This is a genomic window from Paraburkholderia sp. J7 (genome assembly GCF_905220155.1).
Classification (GTDB): Bacteria; Pseudomonadota; Gammaproteobacteria; order Burkholderiales; family Burkholderiaceae; genus Paraburkholderia.
Genome location: NZ_CAJMYZ010000014.1, coordinates 1 through 19281 on the forward strand (window position 1 = coordinate 1; position 19281 = coordinate 19281).

General features: G+C 65.2%; 17 protein-coding genes. 11 read left to right on the forward strand and 6 right to left on the reverse strand.

The annotated features are described in order from the left end of the window. Positions 1–9 precede the first annotated feature (9 nt). Genes U5A58_RS22405 through hutG form a run of 4 tightly spaced genes read left to right on the forward strand, consistent with a single transcriptional unit; the run spans position 10 to position 4202 of the window. Positions 10–684, forward strand: coding sequence for a HutD family protein (locus U5A58_RS22405; protein ID WP_321963226.1), 675 nt, complete (start codon positions 10–12; stop codon positions 682–684). Next, positions 684–1916, forward strand: coding sequence for an imidazolonepropionase (gene hutI / locus U5A58_RS22410; RefSeq protein ID WP_321963060.1), 1233 nt, complete (start codon positions 684–686; stop codon positions 1914–1916). The genes U5A58_RS22405 and hutI overlap by 1 nt, the downstream gene beginning before the upstream one ends. A gap of 14 nt (positions 1917–1930) precedes the next feature. Further along, on the forward strand, positions 1931–3349 hold the full coding sequence (locus U5A58_RS22415; protein ID WP_321963061.1) for a formimidoylglutamate deiminase: 1419 nt from the start codon (positions 1931–1933) through the stop codon (positions 3347–3349). 43 nt (positions 3350–3392) lie between these two features. Then, positions 3393–4202: an N-formylglutamate deformylase gene (gene hutG, locus U5A58_RS22420; protein WP_321963062.1), complete on the forward strand. Its 810-nt coding sequence runs from the start codon at positions 3393–3395 to the stop codon at positions 4200–4202. A 57-nt stretch (positions 4203–4259) separates the two neighbouring features. On the opposite strand, the gene U5A58_RS22425 is transcribed toward hutG, so the two are convergent. The 4 genes from U5A58_RS22425 to U5A58_RS22440 form a co-directional block, all read right to left on the reverse strand. Further along, positions 4260–5687, reverse strand: a complete 1428-nt coding sequence (locus U5A58_RS22425; protein WP_321963063.1) for a cytosine permease — start codon at positions 5685–5687, stop codon at positions 4260–4262. A gap of 116 nt (positions 5688–5803) precedes the next feature. Continuing rightward, positions 5804–7402 (reverse strand): phospholipase D family protein, encoded by a 1599-nt coding sequence (locus U5A58_RS22430; protein ID WP_321963064.1) that lies wholly within the window; start codon positions 7400–7402, stop codon positions 5804–5806. 168 nt (positions 7403–7570) lie between these two features. Beyond that, on the reverse strand, positions 7571–7876 hold the full coding sequence (locus U5A58_RS22435; protein WP_321963065.1) for a hypothetical protein: 306 nt from the start codon (positions 7874–7876) through the stop codon (positions 7571–7573). A gap of 254 nt (positions 7877–8130) precedes the next feature. Then, positions 8131–8994, reverse strand: a complete 864-nt coding sequence (locus U5A58_RS22440) for a LysR substrate-binding domain-containing protein (RefSeq protein ID WP_321937139.1) — start codon at positions 8992–8994, stop codon at positions 8131–8133. Between the two features lie 154 nt (positions 8995–9148). On the opposite strand from U5A58_RS22440, the gene U5A58_RS22445 reads away from it, so the two are divergent. From U5A58_RS22445 to U5A58_RS22455, 3 genes are all read left to right on the forward strand, one after another. After that, positions 9149–10786, forward strand: coding sequence for a gamma-glutamyltransferase family protein (locus tag U5A58_RS22445; RefSeq protein ID WP_321963066.1), 1638 nt, complete (start codon positions 9149–9151; stop codon positions 10784–10786). Between the two features lie 91 nt (positions 10787–10877). Next, the gene (locus tag U5A58_RS22450; protein WP_321963067.1) at positions 10878–12206 is read left to right on the forward strand and encodes an MFS transporter; all 1329 of its coding nucleotides are present in this window, start codon (positions 10878–10880) and stop codon (positions 12204–12206) included. 210 nt (positions 12207–12416) lie between these two features. Then, on the forward strand, positions 12417–12665 hold the full coding sequence (locus tag U5A58_RS22455) for a hypothetical protein (protein ID WP_321915477.1): 249 nt from the start codon (positions 12417–12419) through the stop codon (positions 12663–12665). 45 nt (positions 12666–12710) lie between these two features. Here the strand turns inward: U5A58_RS22455 and U5A58_RS22460 are convergent, their stop codons facing one another. Further along, positions 12711–13694, reverse strand: a complete 984-nt coding sequence (locus tag U5A58_RS22460) for a D-2-hydroxyacid dehydrogenase (RefSeq protein ID WP_321963068.1) — start codon at positions 13692–13694, stop codon at positions 12711–12713. A gap of 264 nt (positions 13695–13958) precedes the next feature. Here U5A58_RS22460 and U5A58_RS22465 point away from each other — a divergent pair, with 264 nt between their 5' ends. From U5A58_RS22465 to U5A58_RS22480, 4 genes are all read left to right on the forward strand, one after another. Further along, on the forward strand, positions 13959–15149 hold the full coding sequence (locus U5A58_RS22465) for a CoA transferase (RefSeq protein WP_321963069.1): 1191 nt from the start codon (positions 13959–13961) through the stop codon (positions 15147–15149). A 15-nt stretch (positions 15150–15164) separates the two neighbouring features. Then, positions 15165–16142 (forward strand): hydroxymethylglutaryl-CoA lyase, encoded by a 978-nt coding sequence (locus U5A58_RS22470; protein ID WP_321963070.1) that lies wholly within the window; start codon positions 15165–15167, stop codon positions 16140–16142. 13 nt (positions 16143–16155) lie between these two features. Continuing rightward, a complete protein-coding gene (locus U5A58_RS22475) occupies positions 16156–16539 on the forward strand; it encodes a VOC family protein (protein ID WP_321963071.1) in 384 nt (127 codons plus the stop codon). A gap of 193 nt (positions 16540–16732) precedes the next feature. Beyond that, positions 16733–17638: a LysR family transcriptional regulator gene (locus U5A58_RS22480; protein ID WP_321963227.1), complete on the forward strand. Its 906-nt coding sequence runs from the start codon at positions 16733–16735 to the stop codon at positions 17636–17638. A gap of 69 nt (positions 17639–17707) precedes the next feature. On the opposite strand, the gene U5A58_RS22485 is transcribed toward U5A58_RS22480, so the two are convergent. Then, positions 17708–19153, reverse strand: a complete 1446-nt coding sequence (locus U5A58_RS22485; RefSeq protein ID WP_321963072.1) for an MFS transporter — start codon at positions 19151–19153, stop codon at positions 17708–17710. Positions 19154–19281: the final 128 nt, after the last annotated feature.

A 19281-nucleotide genomic window follows, 5' to 3' on the forward strand; every position in this document is an offset into this window, starting at 1 on the left:
GGCCATAAAGTGGCAGGCGGCGCGGTGCAGGCGGCGCGGCTCACGCTGCTGCGTGGCGCGGCGCTCGTGGCGTCGCCGTGGAAGAACGGCGGCGGCGTCACGCGCGAAATCGCGGTGGCGCATGTGGCCTCGCACGCTGGCGCGTCGCTCGACACGTTCGCGTGGCGCGTGAGCGTGGCCGATGTCGCGCAGGCGGGGCCGTTCTCGCGTTTCGAGGGCGTTGATCGTACGCTGGTGCTGCTCGAAGGGGCGGGCATGCTGCTCGACGAAGCGGGCCGCACGCATGCGCTCACGCAGCCTCTCGACGTTGCGCGTTTCGCGGGGGAAGCCGCGATCGATGCGCGCCTCGTGAGCGGCGCCACGCGCGACTTCAACCTGATGGTGCGCCGTGGTGCGGCGCGCGGCACGCTCGAAGTGTGGCGCGAAAACGGGCCGCGCAGCATGCATGCGCAAACGGTATTGCTGTACTGCGCGCAAGGCGAGCAGGACGTGCGCGTGGACGCGGAACGCCGCGTGCGCCTCGAAGCGGGCGACACGCTGCGCATCGATACGCTCGACGCGCAACGTCCCTTGCACATCGAAACGCGCGGCGCGGGAGCGTTGCTCGCCGTGGCGCTGGATGTGCTGGACGCGCCACTGCAAGACACTACGGAAACGGCATCGCGCGATGCTGTGCATACCTGATGAAACGCACTCTCTGGCAAAACCTCAACCTGTGCCCGCATGGCGACCCGGGCCACACCGTCGAGCATGCGGCGATTGCAGTGGAAGACGGCAAGATCGCGTGGCTCGGCGCCGCTGCCGACTTGCCCGCGCCGTTCGCCGAGTGGCCGCGCGAGGACCTGGGCGGTGCCTGGGTCACGCCCGGTCTCGTGGATTGCCACACGCACCTCGTCTACGGCGGTCAGCGCGCCGATGAATTCGCGCAGCGCCTCGCGGGCGTGAGCTACGAAGAAATCGCGCGCCAGGGCGGCGGCATCGTCTCAACGGTGCGCGCCACGCGCGCGGCCGACGAAGCCACGCTGTTCGCGCAGTCCGCAGCGCGCCTCGAAGCGTTGCTCGCCGAAGGCGTCACGGCTGTCGAAATCAAGTCGGGCTATGGCCTCGATCTGGCAAGCGAGCGCAAGATGCTGCGCGTTGCGCGTCAGCTTGGCGAGCGCTACCCGGTCACGGTGCGCACGACCTTTCTCGGCGCGCACGCATTGCCGCCCGAGTTCGCGGGCCGTGCCGACGACTATATCGACGAAGTGTGCGAGCGCATGCTCCCGGCGCTCGCCGACGAGGGGCTCGTGGACGCCGTCGATGTGTTCTGCGAACGAATCGGCTTTTCGCTCGCGCAGAGCGAGCGCGTGTTCGAGGCGGCCGCGCGGCGCAAGCTCGCGGTCAAGATGCACGCCGAGCAGCTTTCCAATAGCGGCGGCGCGGCGCTTGCCGCACGTCACGGTGCATTGTCGGCCGACCATCTGGAGTTTCTCGACGAAGCGGGCGTCGCCGCCATGAAAGAAGCGGGCACGGTGGCGGTGCTGCTGCCGGGCGCTTACTACTTCATCCGCGAAACGCAACTTCCGCCGCTCGACTTGCTGCGGCGCTACGAGGTGCCGATCGCCATTTCCACCGACAGCAATCCCGGCACGTCGCCCACGACCTCGCTGCTGCTCATGATGAACATGGCGACCACGCTGTTCCGCATGACGGTGCCCGAGGTGTTGCAGGGCGTGACGCGGCATGCCGCGCAGGCTTTCGGCGACGCCGGGCGTCATGGCACGCTCGCGGCCGGCCGTCCCGCAGACTTCGCTGTGTGGACGGTGCGGTCGCTTGCTGAACTGGCCTACTGGATCGGGCGTCCGCTCTGCGCACGTGTGGTGCGCGGCGGCGAGACCGTTTTTGAGCGTCGCGCATTCGAGCGTCGCGTTTGAGCGCTATTTCACGCATGAATCACACCATCGAAACGAATCCGACTTCGCGCGCGCTCTTTGCCGAGCACGCGTACTTGCCCGACGGCTGGCGCCGCAACGTGCTGCTCGAATGGGACGCGGCGGGCACGCTGCGCAGCGTGACCCCCGACCTGGCGCAGGCGCCTCAAGGCGTTGCCCGCGCGGCAGGTCCGCTTGCGCCTGGCATGCCTAACCTTCATTCGCATGCGTTTCAGCGCGCCATGGCGGGTCTCACCGAATATCGCGCGAATCCTACCGACAGCTTCTGGAGCTGGCGCGACCTCATGTACCGCTTCGCCGCGCGCATCACGCCCGACGATCTCGGCGCGATCGCGCGCTGGCTCTATGTCGAGATGCTGAAGGCGGGTTACACGTCGGTTTGCGAATTCCACTACGTGCATCATGGCAAGGATGGCCAGCGCTATGCGAGCCCCGCCGAACTGGCGCAACGCGTGGTGGACGCGGCGGACGTCACCGGCATCGGCATGACGATGCTGCCCGTGCTCTATCAGTACAGCGGCTTTGGCGCGCAGGCGCCGCGCGACGATCAGCGCCGCTTCATCAACACACCGGAACAGTTGCTTGGCATCGTCGAGTCGCTGCGCGAATGGCGGCCCGAGCATGGCGCACTGCGCTACGGCGTTGCGCCGCATTCGCTGCGCGCGGTTTCGCACGACTCGTTGCGCGCGCTGCTGGAAGGTCTCGACCGCACGCTTCCGGGCGCGCCGGTGCATATTCACATTGCCGAGCAGACTGCCGAGGTCGAGGCTTGTCTCGCGACCGAAGGCGCGCGGCCGGTGCAATGGCTGCTCGATCGTTTCGATTTGAGCGCGCGCTGGTGCCTCGTTCACGCCACCCACGTCGACGCGCGCGAAACTGCCGCGCTCGCGCAAAGCGGCGCGATTGCGGGCCTGTGCCTCACGACCGAAGCGAATCTCGGTGACGGCATTTTCCCCGCGCGCGAGTATCTCGACGCCGGCGGCGCGTTCGGCGTGGGCTCGGACAGCCATATCGGCGTGGACTGGCGCTCGGAGCTGCGCCTGCTCGAATACGGTCAGCGGCTCGCACGGCGCGAGCGCAACGTGCTGGCTGCGCCGCATCAGGCGCAAGTGGCGGACCGGCTCTTCGAAGGCGCGCTCGCAGGCGGCGCGCAGGCGACCGGGCGCAAGGTCGGTGCCTTGAAGGCAGGCGCGCGCGCCGACTGGATCGTGCTCGACGCCGAGCATCCGAATCTGGCCGGGCAGAAGCCGCTCACGTGGCTCTCGTCGGTCGTCTTCTGCGAGCATGGCGAAACGCCGGTGCTCGACGTCTACGCGGGCGGCGTGAAGGTCGTGGAGGCGCGCCGCCATCGCGACGAAGCGCGCCTTTACGCCGACTATCGCGCGGCGCTCGCCAGGCTGCTGGCCGAGGGTTGAACGCGGGGGTTAAACGCACCCGCCATTCACGAGACTACTTTCGATGACCGATATCTTTTCGCTGGAACGCGGCACGGCGCCGCTCATCATTTCGATCCCTCATCTGGGCACGCACATTCCCGCCGCGATGCACGGCCAGTACACGGACGCGGCGCTGACCGTTGCCGATACGGACTGGCATCTCGATCGCCTTTACGCCTTTGCGAAGGAGCTGGGCGCGACCGTGCTCGGCGCACGCGTTTCGCGCTATGTGATCGATCTGAACCGGCCGCCGAACGACGAGAGTCTCTATCCCGGCCAGACCACCACGTCGCTGTGCCCGACCGAAACGTTTCGCGGCGAGCCCCTCTATCGCGACGGCTGTGTGCCCGACGCGCCGGAACGCCAGCGTCGCGTGCAGACATTCTGGCAGCCGTATCACGACACGCTCGCCGCCGAACTCAAGCGCCTGCGCGCAGCGCACGCGAATGTGCTGCTGTGGGAGGCGCATTCGATTGCGAGCGTGCTGCCGCGTCTGTTCGACAACAAGTTGCCCGACCTGAACATCGGCACTCAGGATGGACGCACGGTGAACGCCGCGGTGCAGGCGCGCGCGGAACGCGCGGCGGCGGCGAGCGGCTATACGTGGATCGCGAACGGACGCTTCAAGGGCGGCTACATCACGCGCCATTTCGGCGCGCCGCAGGACGGCGTGCATGCGATCCAGCTGGAAATGTGCCAGTCCGTTTACATGAACGAAGCGGCGCCGTTCGATTATGTCCCCGCGCTTGCGGAGAAAGTCCAGCCCGTGCTGCGCGAGATGGTGGGCGGCGCGCTGGAGGCCATCCAGACGTTGAACGAAGCTGCGGCCTGAAGTTAGCCGCAGCGTAGCTGGCACGATGAGGGAGGGCGGCGCTTCGCGCCGCTGGCTTTACTCCTGCTCGACCGGCAGGATCAGGCGTTCAGGAATGACCGGCGGCGTAAGGCGCATGGCGGCGTAATAGAGCGCGCCCGGCACGATCAGGCCGAGGATCCACGAGATGTCCGTGCCGCCGAGTGCATCGACGAAAGGCCCCGTATAGAAGCTCGTCGAGATGAACGGCAATTGCACGAGCACGCCGAGCACGTAGATGCCAATGGCCTTGGTGTTCCACCGGCCATAACGGCCGTCGGGGTTCGAGAGCGCCGGCACGTCGTAGCGCGAGCGCGTGAAGCAGTAAAAGTCCACGAGATTGATCGCGCTCCACGGCGTGAAAAACGCGAGCAGAAACAGAATAAACGCCGTGAATTCCTTGAGAAACGAGTGGCGGCCCGCGAGCGCGACGAGCGTCGAGATGCCGACCATGCCGATGACGTAGACGAAACGGTGGCGCGTGGAGATCGCGCGTTTCGCGCGAAACGCGCTCACGATCGTCGCCATCGACATGAAGCTGCCATACGCGTTGAGCGTGGTGACGGTGAGCTTGCCGAAGGCGATGCTGAAGTAGAGCATCGCGGCCACCGCGCCGCTCGCGCCAAGGCCGACGATATAGGCCACTTCGTGATGCGCGAATGCGTGCCCCGCGAGCGCGGCGGCGAACACCCCGAACACCATCGCGGCCTGCGCGCCGATTACCGAGCCGAGCCCGACCGCGAGGAACGTGCGCGCGGGCGAAGTCGAACGCGGCAAGTAGCGCGAATAATCGGCAACGTAGGGGCCGAATGCGATCTGCCATGAAGCCGAAAGCGACATGGAAAGCAGGAAGCTCGCAATCGAGAAATGGCGGTTGGCCAGCAGCGCGCCGACGTCATGGTGCGCGAAGAGCTGCGCAAACATGAACATGAACGCGAGCACGCCGATCACGCTGGCAATGCGGCCAACGAAGTGAATCGAGCGATAGCCGAGCAGCGTCAGCACGACGATGAGCGCCGCGAACAGGCAAATGCCCGCCGTATCGGAAACGTTGAGCAGTTGCGCGGTGGCCTGGCCGGCGAGCACCGTGCCGCTCGCGGAAAAGCCGACGTACATGATGCAAACCAGCACGATCGGAATGGCCGCGCCGTAGACGCCGAATTGCACGCGGCTCGAAATCATCTGCGGCAGGCCGAGTTGCGGGCCCTGCGCGCCGTGCAACGCCATGACCGCGCCGCCAATGAGTTGTCCAATCAATAGCGCGACGAGCGACCAGAAAACATCGCCGCCGAGCACGACGGCCAACGCGCCGGTAATGATCGCCGTGACCTGGAGGTTCGCGGAAAGCCAGAGCGTGAACTGGCTGAACAGGCTGCCGTGACGCTCAGCTTCGGGGATGTAGTCGATCGAGCGCGTTTCCAGCAACTTGCGCCCATCGGATTCGAGACTGGCGACGGATTCAGGCATGGCCACGGACGGCTCCGGATAAGGGGGATGTCCGCATCATGTTGAATAGACAACTTCGGTGAAATAGGGGATAACCCTTTTGACGCCAATGCACGCCTGTCGTGGCGCGCCGTGGCCTATAGCAGCCACTCGATAGGCAGGATGGAGAAGAACCAGACGCTCATGCGCTGGTTCCAGCTGGTGTTCGGCTCGGTGTCGTAGCGAACGACCGTATCGCCGTCAAGGCGTGTCCAGTAGAGCTTGCCGTTTTCGTCCAGATGCGCCTGCCAGGCGAGCTGCGGCACGCGCGTCCAGAACGCTTTTTCGATCTGGGTGGCGAGCACGGGGCTGTCGATCACGAGCCCGAGTTCGGTATTGAGGTTGGCCGAACGCGGGTCGAAATTCACTGAGCCGACGAATACGCGCTCCGCATCCACGGCGAAGGTTTTGGCGTGCAAGCTCGAGCCCGAGCTGCCAAACGGACCGCTGCCAGCGCCTTTGCCCTTCTCTTTGCCGGCCGCGCTCCGCAGCTCGAACAGCTCCACGCCGCCTTCGAGCAGCGCCACGCGGCGCCGCGCATAGCCGGAATGAACGGCGGCAACGTCGGTGGCTTCCAGCGAGTTCGTCAGCACGCGCACGGTCACGCCCTGGGCGGCAAGCTGGGTGAAGTATTCCGTGCCCACCTTGCCCGGCACGAAGTACGGCGAAACCAGATCGAGTTCACGGTGCGGATCGCCCACGATCTCATGCAGTTGGCTGAGGATCAGCGTGTCTTTGGGCGCCGTGCCTAGCGCTTTCGCCGGGTCGTCGCTGACCAGTTGCGTCTTCGCCCATTCGAGCGGCAGCGTGCCGTCCAGCAGACGGCGTACGTCGGTGGTCTTGCGCAGCGATTCGATGTATTCCGCGGCGGCCGGGTCGGTGCGCGCGGCAAGCGCTGCGCGATCGAGCGTGTCGAGCGCATCGGGCGCCGTGTACGGCAGGATTTGCGACGCGGGGTACGACGAGGCGCTGGCCCAGTAACGGTCGAAGTCGTGCGCAACGTCGGTGGCGGCGGGGCCGATGGCCAGCACGTCGAGATCGGCGAACACCACGCCGTCGGTCGCGCCGTAATATTCGTCGCCGACATTGCGTCCGCCCAGAATGGTCGCCACGCCGTCCGCCGTGAGCGACTTGTTGTGCATGCGCCGGTTCAGGCGCGAGAAGTCGGTGACGAAGCCGATGTATTTGGGCCTGCGCGTGACGAACGGATTGAAGAGGCGAACCTCGATGTTGGGATGCACGTTCAGTGCGGCGAGCGTGGGGTCCAGCGAGGACGGAATGCCGTTGTCGTCGAGCAGCAGGCGCACGCGCACGCCGCGGTCGGCGGCCTCGCGCAGTTCTTCGAGCAGCAGCGTGCCGGTGAGATCGTCTCGCCAGATGTAGTACTGGACGTCCAGCGTACGCTGGGCGGCGCGCACGAGCGCCACGCGCGAGGCGAAGGCGTCGAGCGGATTCTGGAGCGCGTCGATGCCGGTGAAGTCGGGGTGGGTCGCGAGTTCGGACGCTACGGCCGCGCCAAGTTGAGTCGATCGCGCTTGCTCTGCCGTGAGCGCCGTGGTTTGCGTGCGCTCGCCGAGCGGCGGCAATTCCTGACACGCGGCAAGACAGGTGGCAAGCGCGATGGCGCATAGCCGCAGCGTCGTGGCGCTCAGTTTCGGCAACCCGTTTGCAGTCAGCGCGATGAGCGATCTTTGCATGGAGCGTTCGCTTTTCCGTGTCGATCCCGCTTCGAGGCGCGAAGCGCGGGGCTTCGCGAGTGGGCGTGCAACGACGTTAGCTTACGCGATTGGCGTGGCAGGCACCACGCCAGGCGTCCAGCTTCGGGGCGAACGCGTTGGGAGACGCGCTTCGTGCGCTTAGCGTGCTTAGTGCGCGTCGAGCGCGGCTTGGGCGCGGGCGCGCGAGTCTTGCGCCGACTGGTTGCGCTCGGTTCGTGCATCGCGCGCTTCCTGCTTGAAGGTCTGCCGCGCTTCCGCGGTCCGGGCGCGCTGTTGCCGGTTGGCTTCGCGAACTTCCATGCGCTTTTGAACGATCGGGTCGCTGTGCGTCACCGTGGCGGGGGGCTGGCCTTCGTTGCCTGCCGGTGCGGCGGTTTGTGCGAACACCTGGCCCGCAAACAGGGCGCTGATCACGATGGCGACGACGGCAACGGTGCGAGTTCTGACTTTCATGCGTTTTTCTCCGGCAAGTAAGTTTGGATGACTAACTAATTCTCATGCTCCGGTAAGAGCGAGAGCGGGGCCTGTCGAGCGATGAGAGGCGGGTAGCCTCGACTGCTCTTGTTTTTCAGAGCTTTCATTTTACTTTCGGGTTGAGTCGGGTCAACCCAGGCGCGGCTCTAACGACATGGTTGTGCGCCCGCGACGCGCCTGTTCATAGGCCACTGAGGAATGTGCATGACAGATGGTCGCAGCAACGCGTTCTGTCACCGACGCAGCATGTCTGCAATCGTTTGTGTGAGCAACGTCTGCTTGTGCGCTTTCCGGTGAATCATGCCCACCGTGCGGAGGAACGGCCGCCCGGGTAGAGGGACGAGCCGCAAATTCGGATCGCTGCGCCATTTGCCGCCTTGCAAGACGGGCAGCACGCTCACGCCCACGTCGTTGCGCACCAGCGAGACGATCGTTTCGATCGAGTTCAGTTCCAGATATTCGAGCGGTTCGATACCTAACTCGGTCAGCGCGTGGTCGATCACGACGCCCGTCGGCACGCGCCGGTCGAAACGAAGGAAGCTGCGCTCGCGCAGGATGCGGCGCGCATCGTCGCCGGGCGTCGCGCGGCTCGTGACAAGCATCAGCGGTTCTTCGTAGAGCGGCGACCACGCGAGCGACTCGTGCAGCGAGCCATCGGCACTGCCGACCACGACGGCGAGGTCCACGTCGCCGTCTTCGACCATGCGCGCCAGTTCGTTCGAACGCGCCGAGGTGAGGCGCACTTCGAGTTCCGGGTGGCCGGTTTTCAGATGCGCGACGGCCAGCGAGAGCGCGCCGATCACCGACACCACCGCGCCGATGATGATCGAGCCTCGCATGGTGTCGCCGGCACTGGCGGGCAACTCGTCGATCAGCGCGAGAATGTGCTCGACCTTCGCGCAGATCTCGCGGCCTTCGCGCGTGAGGGCGACCTGGCGCGCGCGGCGGTCGAAGATCTGGCGGCCGAGCGCTTCCTCGAGTCCACGCATCTGCAGACTCACGGCCGCCTGCGTGAGCGCGGTTTTCTCGGCGGCCGTGGCGAACGACCCGCTGCGCGCGACGGCCTGCAAAGTGCGCAGCATGCGTAGGGTGAGCATGTAAATAAAACTTAAGTAACGAGAATAAAATATTAATATTTTTTTGCCAGATCCTTCAAGATAATCGATAGATCGGCGTGAGCCGTGCGCGCCGCAACTGAATGCGGCGGGGCGCGAGCCGCTGCTTTCGTTCATTACCGGAATTCGAGCTTCCATGACGCGCTTCAACTGGCAAAACCCCTATCCGACGCCGCGCCTGCCGGTGTTCGCCCGCAATATCGTTTCCACCTCGCATCCGCTCGCCGCGCAGGCCGGACTGCGCATGCTCTGGAAGGGCGGGAATGCCGTCGACGCGGCGATCGCCGCCGCAGCCGCCATTACCGTGGTCGAGCCGGTATCGAATGGCCTTGGCAGCGACTGTTTCGCGCTCGTCTGGGACGGCGCGAAGCTGCACGGCCTGAATGCGTCGGGCAATGCGCCGGCGGCGTGGAGCGTCGATTATTTCCGCCGCAAATACGGCGAGGAGAACGGCCTCGCGAAGCAGCCCAAGCGCGGCTGGGACACGGTAACCGTGCCGGGCGTGATCGCGGGCTGGGAAGCGCTGCATACGAAGTTCGGCAAGCTGCCGTTCGCGGACCTCATGGAGCCGGCCATTGAGATCGCGGAGCGCGGCCATGCGGTGGCGACCATCGTCACGCGCAAATGGCAGGCGGCGATTCCCGAGTTGCACAATCAGCCGGGCTTTGCCGAGACCTTCATGCCGCGCGGCCGCGCGCCTGAAGTGAGCGAGCGCGTGTGCTTCCCCGGCCATGCCGCCACACTGCGGCGCCTCGCGAAACACGGCCCGCGCGACTACTACGAAGGTGAACTCGCCGAGCGCATCGCCGCGTTCGCGCGCGAAGGCGGTGCGGCGCTCACGCTGGACGACCTGCGCAACTATCGTCCGGAGTGGGTCGAGCCGATCGGCAAGAATTATCGCGGCTACACCGTGCACGAGATTCCGCCGAACGGGCAGGGCATTGCCGCGCTCATCGCGCTTGGCATTCTCGAACAGTTCGACATGGGCTCGCTCGCGCTCGACAGCCTCGAATCGCAGCATCTGCAGATCGAGGCCATGAAGCTCGCGTTCGCCGATGTCTATCGCTATGTTGCCGATCCGCGTTCGATGGAAGTCACGCCCGAGCAGATGCTCGACGACGCCTACCTCAAGGAGCGTGCGAAGCTGATCGACCCGAAGCGCGCAACGCAGTTCGACTTCGGCATGCCGCGCTCGGGCGGCACGATCTATCTCTCCGCCGTGGACGAGCACGGCATGATGGTGAGCTTCATCCAGTCGAACTACATGGGCTTCGGTTCGGGCGTGGTCGTGCCGGGCACGGGTATCGCGCTGCAGAACCGCGGCTGCGGCTTTTCGATGGACCCGGTCTCGCCGAACGTCGTCGAAGGCGGCAAGCGCCCGTTCCACACCATCATTCCGGCGTTCCTCACGCAGCAGGTGGACGGCCGCGAGGAGGCGGTCATGAGCTTCGGCGTGATGGGCGGCGACATGCAGCCGCAAGGGCATTTGCAGTCGGTCGTGCGCATGCTCGATTACGGCCAGCAGCCGCAGGCCGCGTGCGACGCGCCGCGCTGGAAGGTCAACCGCGACTTCACGCTCGATATCGAATCGACCTTCAACCCGCAGACGGCGCGCGCGCTGCAAGGGCTCGGCCACGAGATCAAGGGCATCGACGATCCGTACATGGACTTCGGCTCGGGCCAGTTCATCTGGAAGCTCGATCGCAACGACCCCGAACGCGGCTATGTGGCCGCGAGCGATACGCGTCGCGACGGGCTCGCAGCGGGCTTTTAAGCGGCGCGCAACGTGTGCCGCGAGCGGGAATGTCTCGCTCGCGGTTCACGGCCAACAATGAGTAGACCAAATAAAAATGGAGGAGACTGACATGGAGACCGGTTCAACGGTTTCGAGAGCGCCGCTCAGCCGCGGCATGGTGCGCCGCATCGTGTTCTCCTCGTCGATCGGCAATGCGCTTGAGTGGTTCGACTTTCTCGTGTACGGCTACTTCGCGCCCATGATCGCGAAGCAGTTCTTTCCCGTGCACGACGAATGGCTCTCCACGCTGCTCGCGGTCGGCACCTTCGGCATTTCCTTCCTCATGCGCCCGCTCGGCGCGATCGTGCTGGGCATCTACGGCGATCGCAAGGGGCGCAAGGCGGCGCTCACGCTTGCCATCGCGCTCATGATGGCCGGCACGCTCGCCATGGCGGTCATGCCGCCGTATGCGTCGATTGGCATCGCGGCGCCGCTTCTGATCCTGCTTGCGCGACTCGTGCAGGGCTTCGCGGTGGGCGGCGAATTCGGCAGCGCGACGGCGTTCATGGTCGAGCACAGCGCCGCAAAGCGCGGCTACTACGCGAGCTGGCAGTTCGCGAGCCAGGGCGCGGCCGCGATTCTCGCGGCGTCGTTCGGCGGCGTGCTCGCATGGTGGCTGCCGCCCGAGCAACTGCAGGCGTGGGGCTGGCGCGTGCCGTTCTTCTTCGGGCTCGTGCTCGGGCCGGTGGGCTGGTATATCCGCTCGCATCTGGACGAGACGCCCGAATTTCTCGCGAACCAGCAGGCGCAGAGCACACAAGATGCGCACGCAACGAAGGAGCCGGGGCTCGGCCGCCAATGGGTGAACCTGCTGCTTGCGGTGGGCATCGTTGCGCAGTCCACCGTCGGCGTGTATATCCTCCAGCTCTACATGCCGATGTACGCGGTGAAGCAGCTCCATATGGCGGCGGCGACGTCGTTCGGCGTGGTCGTGCTCAACGGCGGCCTGCAGTTCGTGCTCTCACCGGTCATGGGTGCGCTTTCGGACCGCATCGGGCGCATTCGCATCATGCTGACCACGTCGATCCTGCTTGCTTCGCTCACCTATCCGATGTTTGCGCTCTTGCAGCGCCACCCCACGCTTGGCTGGCTGCTCGTGCTCCAGGGCGCGGCGGGCATCTTCAAGGCAGCTTATTCGGGCCCGATGCCCGCGTTGATGTCGGAAATCTTTCCTGTGCGTGTGCGCTCGGCGGGGCTTTCCATTGCGTATAGCGTTGGTGTGACGCTCTTTGGCGGCTTCGCGCCGACGATTGCCGAGGTGCTGATTCACGTAACGGGCGATACGCTCGCGCCCGCGTATTACGTTTCGGTTGCCGCCGTGATCTCGGGTGTTTCGCTCGCGATCGTGGGTTGGCGCACGATGCGGCAGGCTTCGATGCGGGCCACGCTCGCGAGCTGATGCGCAGAAGTCCGAACCGACCCGATTGAGGTTGCGCCCGCAGAATTGCCCTTTAAAACAGGGCGTGAATGGGGGCGCGGTTTTTTTCGTGAATGCTTCATGACTTCCTGCGGACCTCGCTGAAGCATCACGAAAGAGGTGATATAGTCGCCCCCTTACCGCCGTCCGGCGGGGCGAGCATTACGTTTTGTCAGGTTTTGGGAGAAGTATATGGCAGTCGAGTATCGTGGCTTTCGAGTCACTGTCGATGCGAAAGCAGACGCGACGGACACGCAATGGCTGTGCCGCGCGGTTATGGAAGGTGTCGATGCACAAGTGGAAACGGCGAAGCTGCCTTCTGTGGAGCTTGCCATTCCCAAGCTGAAGATCGATGTGCTGATGGCGCTCAGCGTGGTCGAGCAGTCGGCCAAGCAAGCCGTCGATGAATTTTGGCACGCGAAGCAGCCGGAAATGGCCTGATGTTTCAGGCGCGGGCAATCCCGATGCGATTGCCGCGCCTTGCGCTCAACGCGCAGTCACTACCGCAGTGACCACCGCAGTGACCACATTGCGCGGCTTGCCTTCGTAATAAGCCGCAATATTTCCGACGAGTTGATCCGCAAGCGTCTGCATGGCTTCATCGCTCGCCCACGCAACGTGGGGTGTGAGGATGAACGCCGGGTGCGAGACGATGGCCTGGAACGGATGATCGGCAGGCAGCGGTTCCTGCGTCACGACATCGAAACCCGCGCCTGAAATCGCGCCGGATTGCAGTGCATCCACCAGCGCTGCTTCGTTCACGAGTCCCCCGCGCGCCGTGTTGATCAGCAAGGGCCGCCGCTTCATGCGCGCGAACGCCGTCGCGTCGATCAGATCCCGTGTTTCCGCCGTCAGCGGACAGTGCAGCGTGATGATGTCGCTTTCCTCTAGCAGCGTTTCGAGCGGCACATAGCCCGCTTGCGCGTCGTTGCGCGTTTTGCGCGCGGCGAACCGCACGCGCAGGCCGAGCGCGCGCCCCATTTGTGCGACCGCTTGCCCGAGTGCGCCGTCACCAATGACGCCGAGCGTCGAACCCGCGAGATTGCGAATCGGATAATCGAAAAAGCAGAACTGCCCCGATTCGAGCCAGCGGCCGGCGCGCACGGCGTCGCGATACGCGGCCAGGCTGCGGCGCAGCGCGAATATCAGCGCGAACGTATGCTCCGGCACGCTGTTGCCGGCGTAGTCGCGCACGTTGCTCACGACGATGCCGCGCGCCGCGCACGCAGGCAGATCGACGTTGTCCGTGCCCGTGGCCGCGATGGCGATCATGCGCAGGCGTGCCGCGCCGGCCAGCGCCTCTTCAGTGATGCACGCCTTGTTCGTGATGACGATATCGGCGTTGCGGATGCGTGCGGCGACTTCATCGGGCGCGGTGCGCTCGAACGTTTCCAGTGTGTGATCGAATGGCAGCGGGCGAAGCTGAGTCTGGGGCGCGAGTGTCGCGCGATCGAGAAAAACGACGTGCATGGTTTCCGGCCTGAGCGAAAGAGGGGCAGTACGTGTATTGTCGCGCACCGGGCGTCAGGGTGGTTTGCCCGATCCGCCAGCTGACTTTCCGATGAGGAAATTCACAGCAATGCCGAGCAGGATGCGAAACCGACCGGCGCCTCCAGTGCTCTCGCAGCCTTTCCATTTGCTCAAGCCAGATTGAGCAAGCATCGATTATCAAAGGGTGCGGTCGGGTTCATCATGTCTCCCACAGTCAGTCGCAGTCAGTGAGGAGACACAGCCATGCCACGACCACTCGAAGGAATCCGCGTGCTGGAGCTCGGGCAGCTCATCGCGGGTCCGTTTGCCGGCCGCATGCTCGCCGAATTCGGCGCGAGCGTCATCAAGGTGGAGCCGCCCGGTGTGGGCGACCCGCTGCGCAAGTGGCGTCTGCTGCACGACGGCACGTCGGTCTGGTGGGCCGCGCAGTCGCGCAACAAGGAGTCCATCACGCTCGATCTGCGCACGCCCGAAGGGCAGGACGTGATTCGCCGTCTCGTCGCGCAAACCGACGTGCTGATCGAAAATTTCCGCCCCGGCACGCTCGAAGGCTGGGGCCTCGGCTGGGACGAACTCAGCGCGATCAACCCCGGCCTCATCATGTTGCGCGTCTCGGGCTATGGGCAGACGGGCCCGTATCGCGACCGGCCCGGCTTCGGCGTGGTCGCCGAAGCGATGGGCGGCCTGCGTCACCTGAGCGGCGAGCCCGAGCGCACGCCGGTGCGTGTGGGCATCTCGATCGGCGATTCGCTCTCCGCGCTGCACGGCGTGATTGGCATCCTGCTCGCGCTGCGGCACCGCGAGCAGCAGGGCGGCAAGGGGCAGGTCGTGGACGTCGCGCTGTACGAGTCGGTCTTCAACATGATGGAAAGCCTGTTGCCCGAGTATTCGGTGTTCGGCGCCGTGCGCCAGCCGGCCGGCAGCAGCCTGCCCGGCATCGCTCCGAGCAATGCCTACCGCTGCCGCGACGGCAAGTACGCGCTGATCGCGGGCAACGGCGACAGCATCTATCGGCGCCTGATGGAGCTGATCGGGCGCCCGGATCTCGGCAACGATCCCGCGCTCGCGCAGAACGACGGACGGGTCGCGCAGGTCGAGCGCATCGACGCCGCGATTGGCCAGTGGACCGCGCGCCAGACGCTCGACGAGGTGCTCGCGGCGCTCAACGAAGCGCGCATTCCGGCAGGGCGGATCTACGACGTCGCGGACATCGCGGCCGATCCGCATTACCACGCGCGCGAAATGATCGTGGACGACACCTTGCCCGACGGCACAGCGGTGCAGGTGCCGGGCGTGGTGCCCAAGCTGTGCGCAACACCCGGCACGATCGAGCGCAGCGCGCCGAAGCTCGGCGAGCATACCGACATGGTGCTGGAATCGATAGGCGTGGACGCCGCAACGCGCGCAGCATGGCGCGAGCGCGGCGTGATCTGAACGGAGAGCGGCGAGATGGGAATCGGATATAACGAAAGCTTCAAGGGCAAAGTGCTGTATCTCAACGAAGTCGCGACACGCGATGGCTTCCAGAACGAAGCCGCGTTCATCGACACCGACGACAAGATCGCGCTGATCAATCGCCTGAGCGCATGTGGCTACGCGAAGATCGAGGTGACCTCGTTCACCTCGCCCAAGGCGATTCCCGCACTGCGCGACGCCGAGGCGGTGATGCACGGTATCGAGCGCGTGCCGGGCGTGGTCTACACGGTGCTCGTGCCGAACGTGCGCGGCGCCGAGCGCGCGCTGTCGTGCAACGTGAATGAAGTGAATCTCGTGATGTCGGTGAGCGAGACCCACAATCGCACCAACTTGCGCATGACGCGCGAGCAGTCGTTCGCGCAGCTGCGTGACGTGATCGATGCGGTGCGCGGCACGGGCGTGGCGATCAATGTTTCGCTCTCCACAGCAATGGGATGCCCGATGGAAGGCGACGTGCCCGTTGAAGACGTGCTCGGCTGGATGCGGCGTTTCGCCGAACTGGGCGTGCAGGGCGTCACGCTGTGCGATACGACCGGCATGGCGTATCCGGCCCAGGTGCGTGCGCTGTGCGAGCGCGCTTCGCAGGCGTTTGGCGCGCTCGAGCTTACGCTGCATTTCCACAATACGCGCGGCATGGCGCTTGCCAATACGCTCGCCGCGCTCGATGCGGGCATCGTGCGCTTTGACGCCTCGCTTGGCGGCCTGGGCGGCTGTCCGTACGCGCCGGGTGCGAGCGGCAACGTGTGCACGGAAGAACTCGTGCACATGCTCGAACTCGACGGCTACGACACCGGTGTCAATCTTGCCGCCGTGCTCGACGCCGCCGCGCTGTTGCCTGGCCTGATCGGCCACGACGTGCCGAGCCAGATTCTGAAGGCCGGCCGCCGACTCGACCTGCATCCGGTTCCCGAACTGGCGCAAGGCATGCCCGTACAGCGGGCGTTTTCATGACAAGGAGCGAAGAATGGCGTTGATCGATCACCTCGACCATCTGGTGCTGACCTGCGTGGACTCCGAGGCCACGAAGCACTTCTATACGGAAGTGCTGCAAATGCAGCTGGAAACCTTCGGCGCGGGGCGGCTTGCGTTTCGTTTCGGCAACCAGAAGATCAATCTGCATGTGCGCGGCGCGGAATTCGAGCCGAAGGCGCATGTGCCGGTGCCGGGCGCGCTCGATCTGTGCTTCATCGCTTCGGTGCCGCTCGACGCGGTGATCGCGCATCTCGCGCAAAAGCACTGGCCGATCGTCGAAGGTCCGGTGGAGCGCACAGGCGCGACGCAGAAAATCCGCTCCGTTTATGTGCGCGACCCGGACCTGAACCTCATCGAAATCTCCGAGCTGATTTAGGCCGACCCAGCCATTTCGCCAGTTTTCGCCGTTGAACCGGGGGGCGCCGGCGCAGCGGCGAGCACGCCGGCCCGCGTGGCCGGTACGCGGACGTGCATTCCGGCACGTCCGCCTCTCCACCCAACGCTCCGTACTTCCTCCCGAGCCCGCGATGCAGGACAATCGTCTCTCGCGCGGCCTTGCCCCATTCATCATGGTCAATCCACTTCACTTCGATCTGCAGTCGCTGCGGGTCTTTCTGCTCGTCGCGGAACATGGCAGCCTCACCAAGGCCGCCGAGCACGGGCAGCTCACGCTTTCGGCCGTCAGCAAGCGCATTGCCGAACTTGAAAGCGTGACCGATTGCGCCTTGTTCATTCGCCGCGCGCGCGGTGTGGATCTCACGCCTGCGGGTCACGCGCTGCTCGAGCACGCCACGCGCGTGGTCGATCAGGTGAATCGCATGGCCACTGAAATGAGCGACTACGCCGCCGGTGTGCGCGGGCATGTGCGCATGTGGGCGAATACGTCGGCGATCGTGCAGTTCCTGCCCGTCGATCTCGCGTGCTTCCTGAATGAGCATCCAGGCATCAAGGTCAGCCTCGAAGAACGGCTGAGCCACGAAATCGTCGAGGCGCTCGGCGCAGGCAAGGCCGACCTCGGGGTGTTCGCCGACAACGTGCCCGCGCCCGGCATCGAGCGTCGGCTCTATCGCCGGGACGAACTCGTGCTGCTCGTGCCGCGCAACCATCGCTTTGCCGAACTCGACGTCATCCGTTTCGCGGATACGCTCGACGAAGACTACGTGGGCCTGAGCGACGGCAGCTCGCTGCTCGCGCGCATGACGGACGCGGCGTTCGCCATCGAACGGTCGCTGAAGCTGCGCATCCAGGCTTCGAACTTCGACGGTGTGTTCCGCATGATCGAAGCGGGGCTCGGTATCGGCGTGCTGCCGCGCGACGCGGTGAGCGACGAGCGCGGCAACGCCGGCGTCGTCAAGATCAAGCTGGCGGACATGTGGGCCACGCGCACGCTGTGGGTGGGGATGAAGGCGGATAGTGCGCCGAGCTCGGACATCTTGAGCCTGTTCGACTACATGTCGGCGCGCGCAGTGCAATGAAAACCGGGGCGGCCCCGCATGACGCGGCGGCCGCCCCGATGATCGAGCAGCGCTCGAGGTATCAGCCGGTCAGACCGGATTGATTTCGTCCTGGCTGCGGCGCGTAGTGAGCGGGCCAAGCGCACGCAGGGTGACGGCGACGATGGCCAGCGCGGCGGAGATCACGCCGAACATCGCGATCGGGCCGTGCTGCGTGAGCACCGGCAACAGGATGAACGGCAGGGCGCTGCTCATGATGCGCGAGAGCGAGTACGTGCTGCCGATTGCGGTCGATCGCACGCTGGCCGGGAAAATCTCGGCCTGGTACACGTGATAGGCGTTGCTGAATACATTCGACGCACAGGTCGTCAGTACGCCGAAGCATACGATCAACGCAGGCTGCCCGGAATACGCGAAGCCAAGCCCGAAAATCGCAATGGAAATGAGCGAGGCGATCACGAGTGTGCGACGCTCGATCCAGTTGAGCAGCGGCACGGAGAGCAGCGAGCCGATCGGGTAGCCGAGAAACGAGAGCGCCACGAACAGCGTGCTGCCGGTTACGTCGATGCCGCGGCTTTTCACGACCACGCCTGCAAGCGTGCCGAAGCCGTAGTAGCCGAAGGCCTGGAACAGGTGAAACACGACGAGCATGAGGTACCGTTTGTCATAAGGTGCACGACGCAGCACGGCAATGCGCTCGCAGAGGCGCAGCGGGTGCTGGCGCGTTTGCGGTTCGGCGAACCGCGTGGGCATCTGCGCGCCGGCGCTTTGGGCGAAGCGGCCCAGCATCGCATAGGCTTCGTTGGCACGGCCTTGCGCCAGCAGCCAGCGCGGACTTTCGGGCAGGCGATGCTGCACGGCCAGCACGAACAGGGCGCCCAGGCTGCCGATGGCGAGAATGATGCGCCATCCCGCGATACCGCCCAGATGCAGCGGGTTGAGCCAGACCGCGAGGAAACCGACCAGCGGCACTGCGACATACGAAGTGGTATAGGCCCACGCAGCGAGCCGGCCGCGCTTTTCTTTCGGCAGAATCTCCGAGAGGAACGTGTCCGCCACGGGATAGATCGCGCCCACGCCCACGCCGGTCAGAAAGCGGCAGACCACGAGCATGGTGGCGTTCACGGAAAACGCGGCGAACAGCGAGAACGCGCTGTACCACACGAGCGTGAACAGGAAGGCGCGGCGCCGGCCGATGCGGTCGGCGAGACTGCCGAGAAAGAGCGAACCGAAAAACATGCCGACGAAGGCCGAGGCGAGCAGGAGCTTGAACGCGAGGCTGTGCGCATCGAGCCCATACTCGTTTTGCAGCGCGGCGCCGATCGAGCTGACGAGAAAGATCTCGTACATGTCGAAGAAAAGGCCAATGCCGATCACCCACACCACGAAGCGATGCAGCGCGCCCACGGGCATATCGTCCATGAAGCTGCTGAGCGTGACGCCTTGGGGGCTTTGAAGCGGGGCTTGCGCGGTTAGCGGGCGGCGTGGCGCTTCGCCCGGCGCGTTGCCGCCGAGGTCCAGGGGATGGCTGTTCATGCTGTCTCCAGAATTTTTGATGCCGCGCCATGAGCCGCGGTCGGGGCGCAAATCCGTACGAACGGTACGGAAGAGGCGTGATGGCAAGTGTGGGAGATTTTCGCGAGCGCGAAAATTGAGGATGCGTG

Excerpts from the sequence above, each read along its gene's own strand:
- U5A58_RS22450 (WP_321963067.1), top strand. The coding sequence starts at position 10,878 with ATGGAGACCGGTTCAACGGTTTCGAGAGCGCCGCTCAGCCGCGGCATG.
- U5A58_RS22435 (WP_321963065.1), bottom strand. The coding sequence starts at position 7,876 with ATGAAAGTCAGAACTCGCACCGTTGCCGTCGTCGCCATCGTGATCAGC.
- U5A58_RS22415 (WP_321963061.1), top strand. The coding sequence starts at position 1,931 with ATGAATCACACCATCGAAACGAATCCGACTTCGCGCGCGCTCTTTGCC.
- U5A58_RS22440 (WP_321937139.1), bottom strand. The coding sequence starts at position 8,994 with ATGCTCACCCTACGCATGCTGCGCACTTTGCAGGCCGTCGCGCGCAGC.
- U5A58_RS22480 (WP_321963227.1), top strand. The coding sequence starts at position 16,733 with ATGGTCAATCCACTTCACTTCGATCTGCAGTCGCTGCGGGTCTTTCTG.
- U5A58_RS22425 (WP_321963063.1), bottom strand. The coding sequence starts at position 5,687 with ATGCCTGAATCCGTCGCCAGTCTCGAATCCGATGGGCGCAAGTTGCTG.
- U5A58_RS22445 (WP_321963066.1), top strand. The coding sequence starts at position 9,149 with ATGACGCGCTTCAACTGGCAAAACCCCTATCCGACGCCGCGCCTGCCG.
- hutI (WP_321963060.1), top strand. The coding sequence starts at position 684 with ATGAAACGCACTCTCTGGCAAAACCTCAACCTGTGCCCGCATGGCGAC.
- U5A58_RS22485 (WP_321963072.1), bottom strand. The coding sequence starts at position 19,153 with ATGAACAGCCATCCCCTGGACCTCGGCGGCAACGCGCCGGGCGAAGCG.
- U5A58_RS22455 (WP_321915477.1), top strand. The coding sequence starts at position 12,417 with ATGGCAGTCGAGTATCGTGGCTTTCGAGTCACTGTCGATGCGAAAGCA.
- U5A58_RS22470 (WP_321963070.1), top strand. The coding sequence starts at position 15,165 with ATGGGAATCGGATATAACGAAAGCTTCAAGGGCAAAGTGCTGTATCTC.
- hutG (WP_321963062.1), top strand. The coding sequence starts at position 3,393 with ATGACCGATATCTTTTCGCTGGAACGCGGCACGGCGCCGCTCATCATT.
- U5A58_RS22475 (WP_321963071.1), top strand. The coding sequence starts at position 16,156 with ATGGCGTTGATCGATCACCTCGACCATCTGGTGCTGACCTGCGTGGAC.
- U5A58_RS22460 (WP_321963068.1), bottom strand. The coding sequence starts at position 13,694 with ATGCACGTCGTTTTTCTCGATCGCGCGACACTCGCGCCCCAGACTCAG.
- U5A58_RS22465 (WP_321963069.1), top strand. The coding sequence starts at position 13,959 with ATGCCACGACCACTCGAAGGAATCCGCGTGCTGGAGCTCGGGCAGCTC.
- U5A58_RS22430 (WP_321963064.1), bottom strand. The coding sequence starts at position 7,402 with ATGCAAAGATCGCTCATCGCGCTGACTGCAAACGGGTTGCCGAAACTG.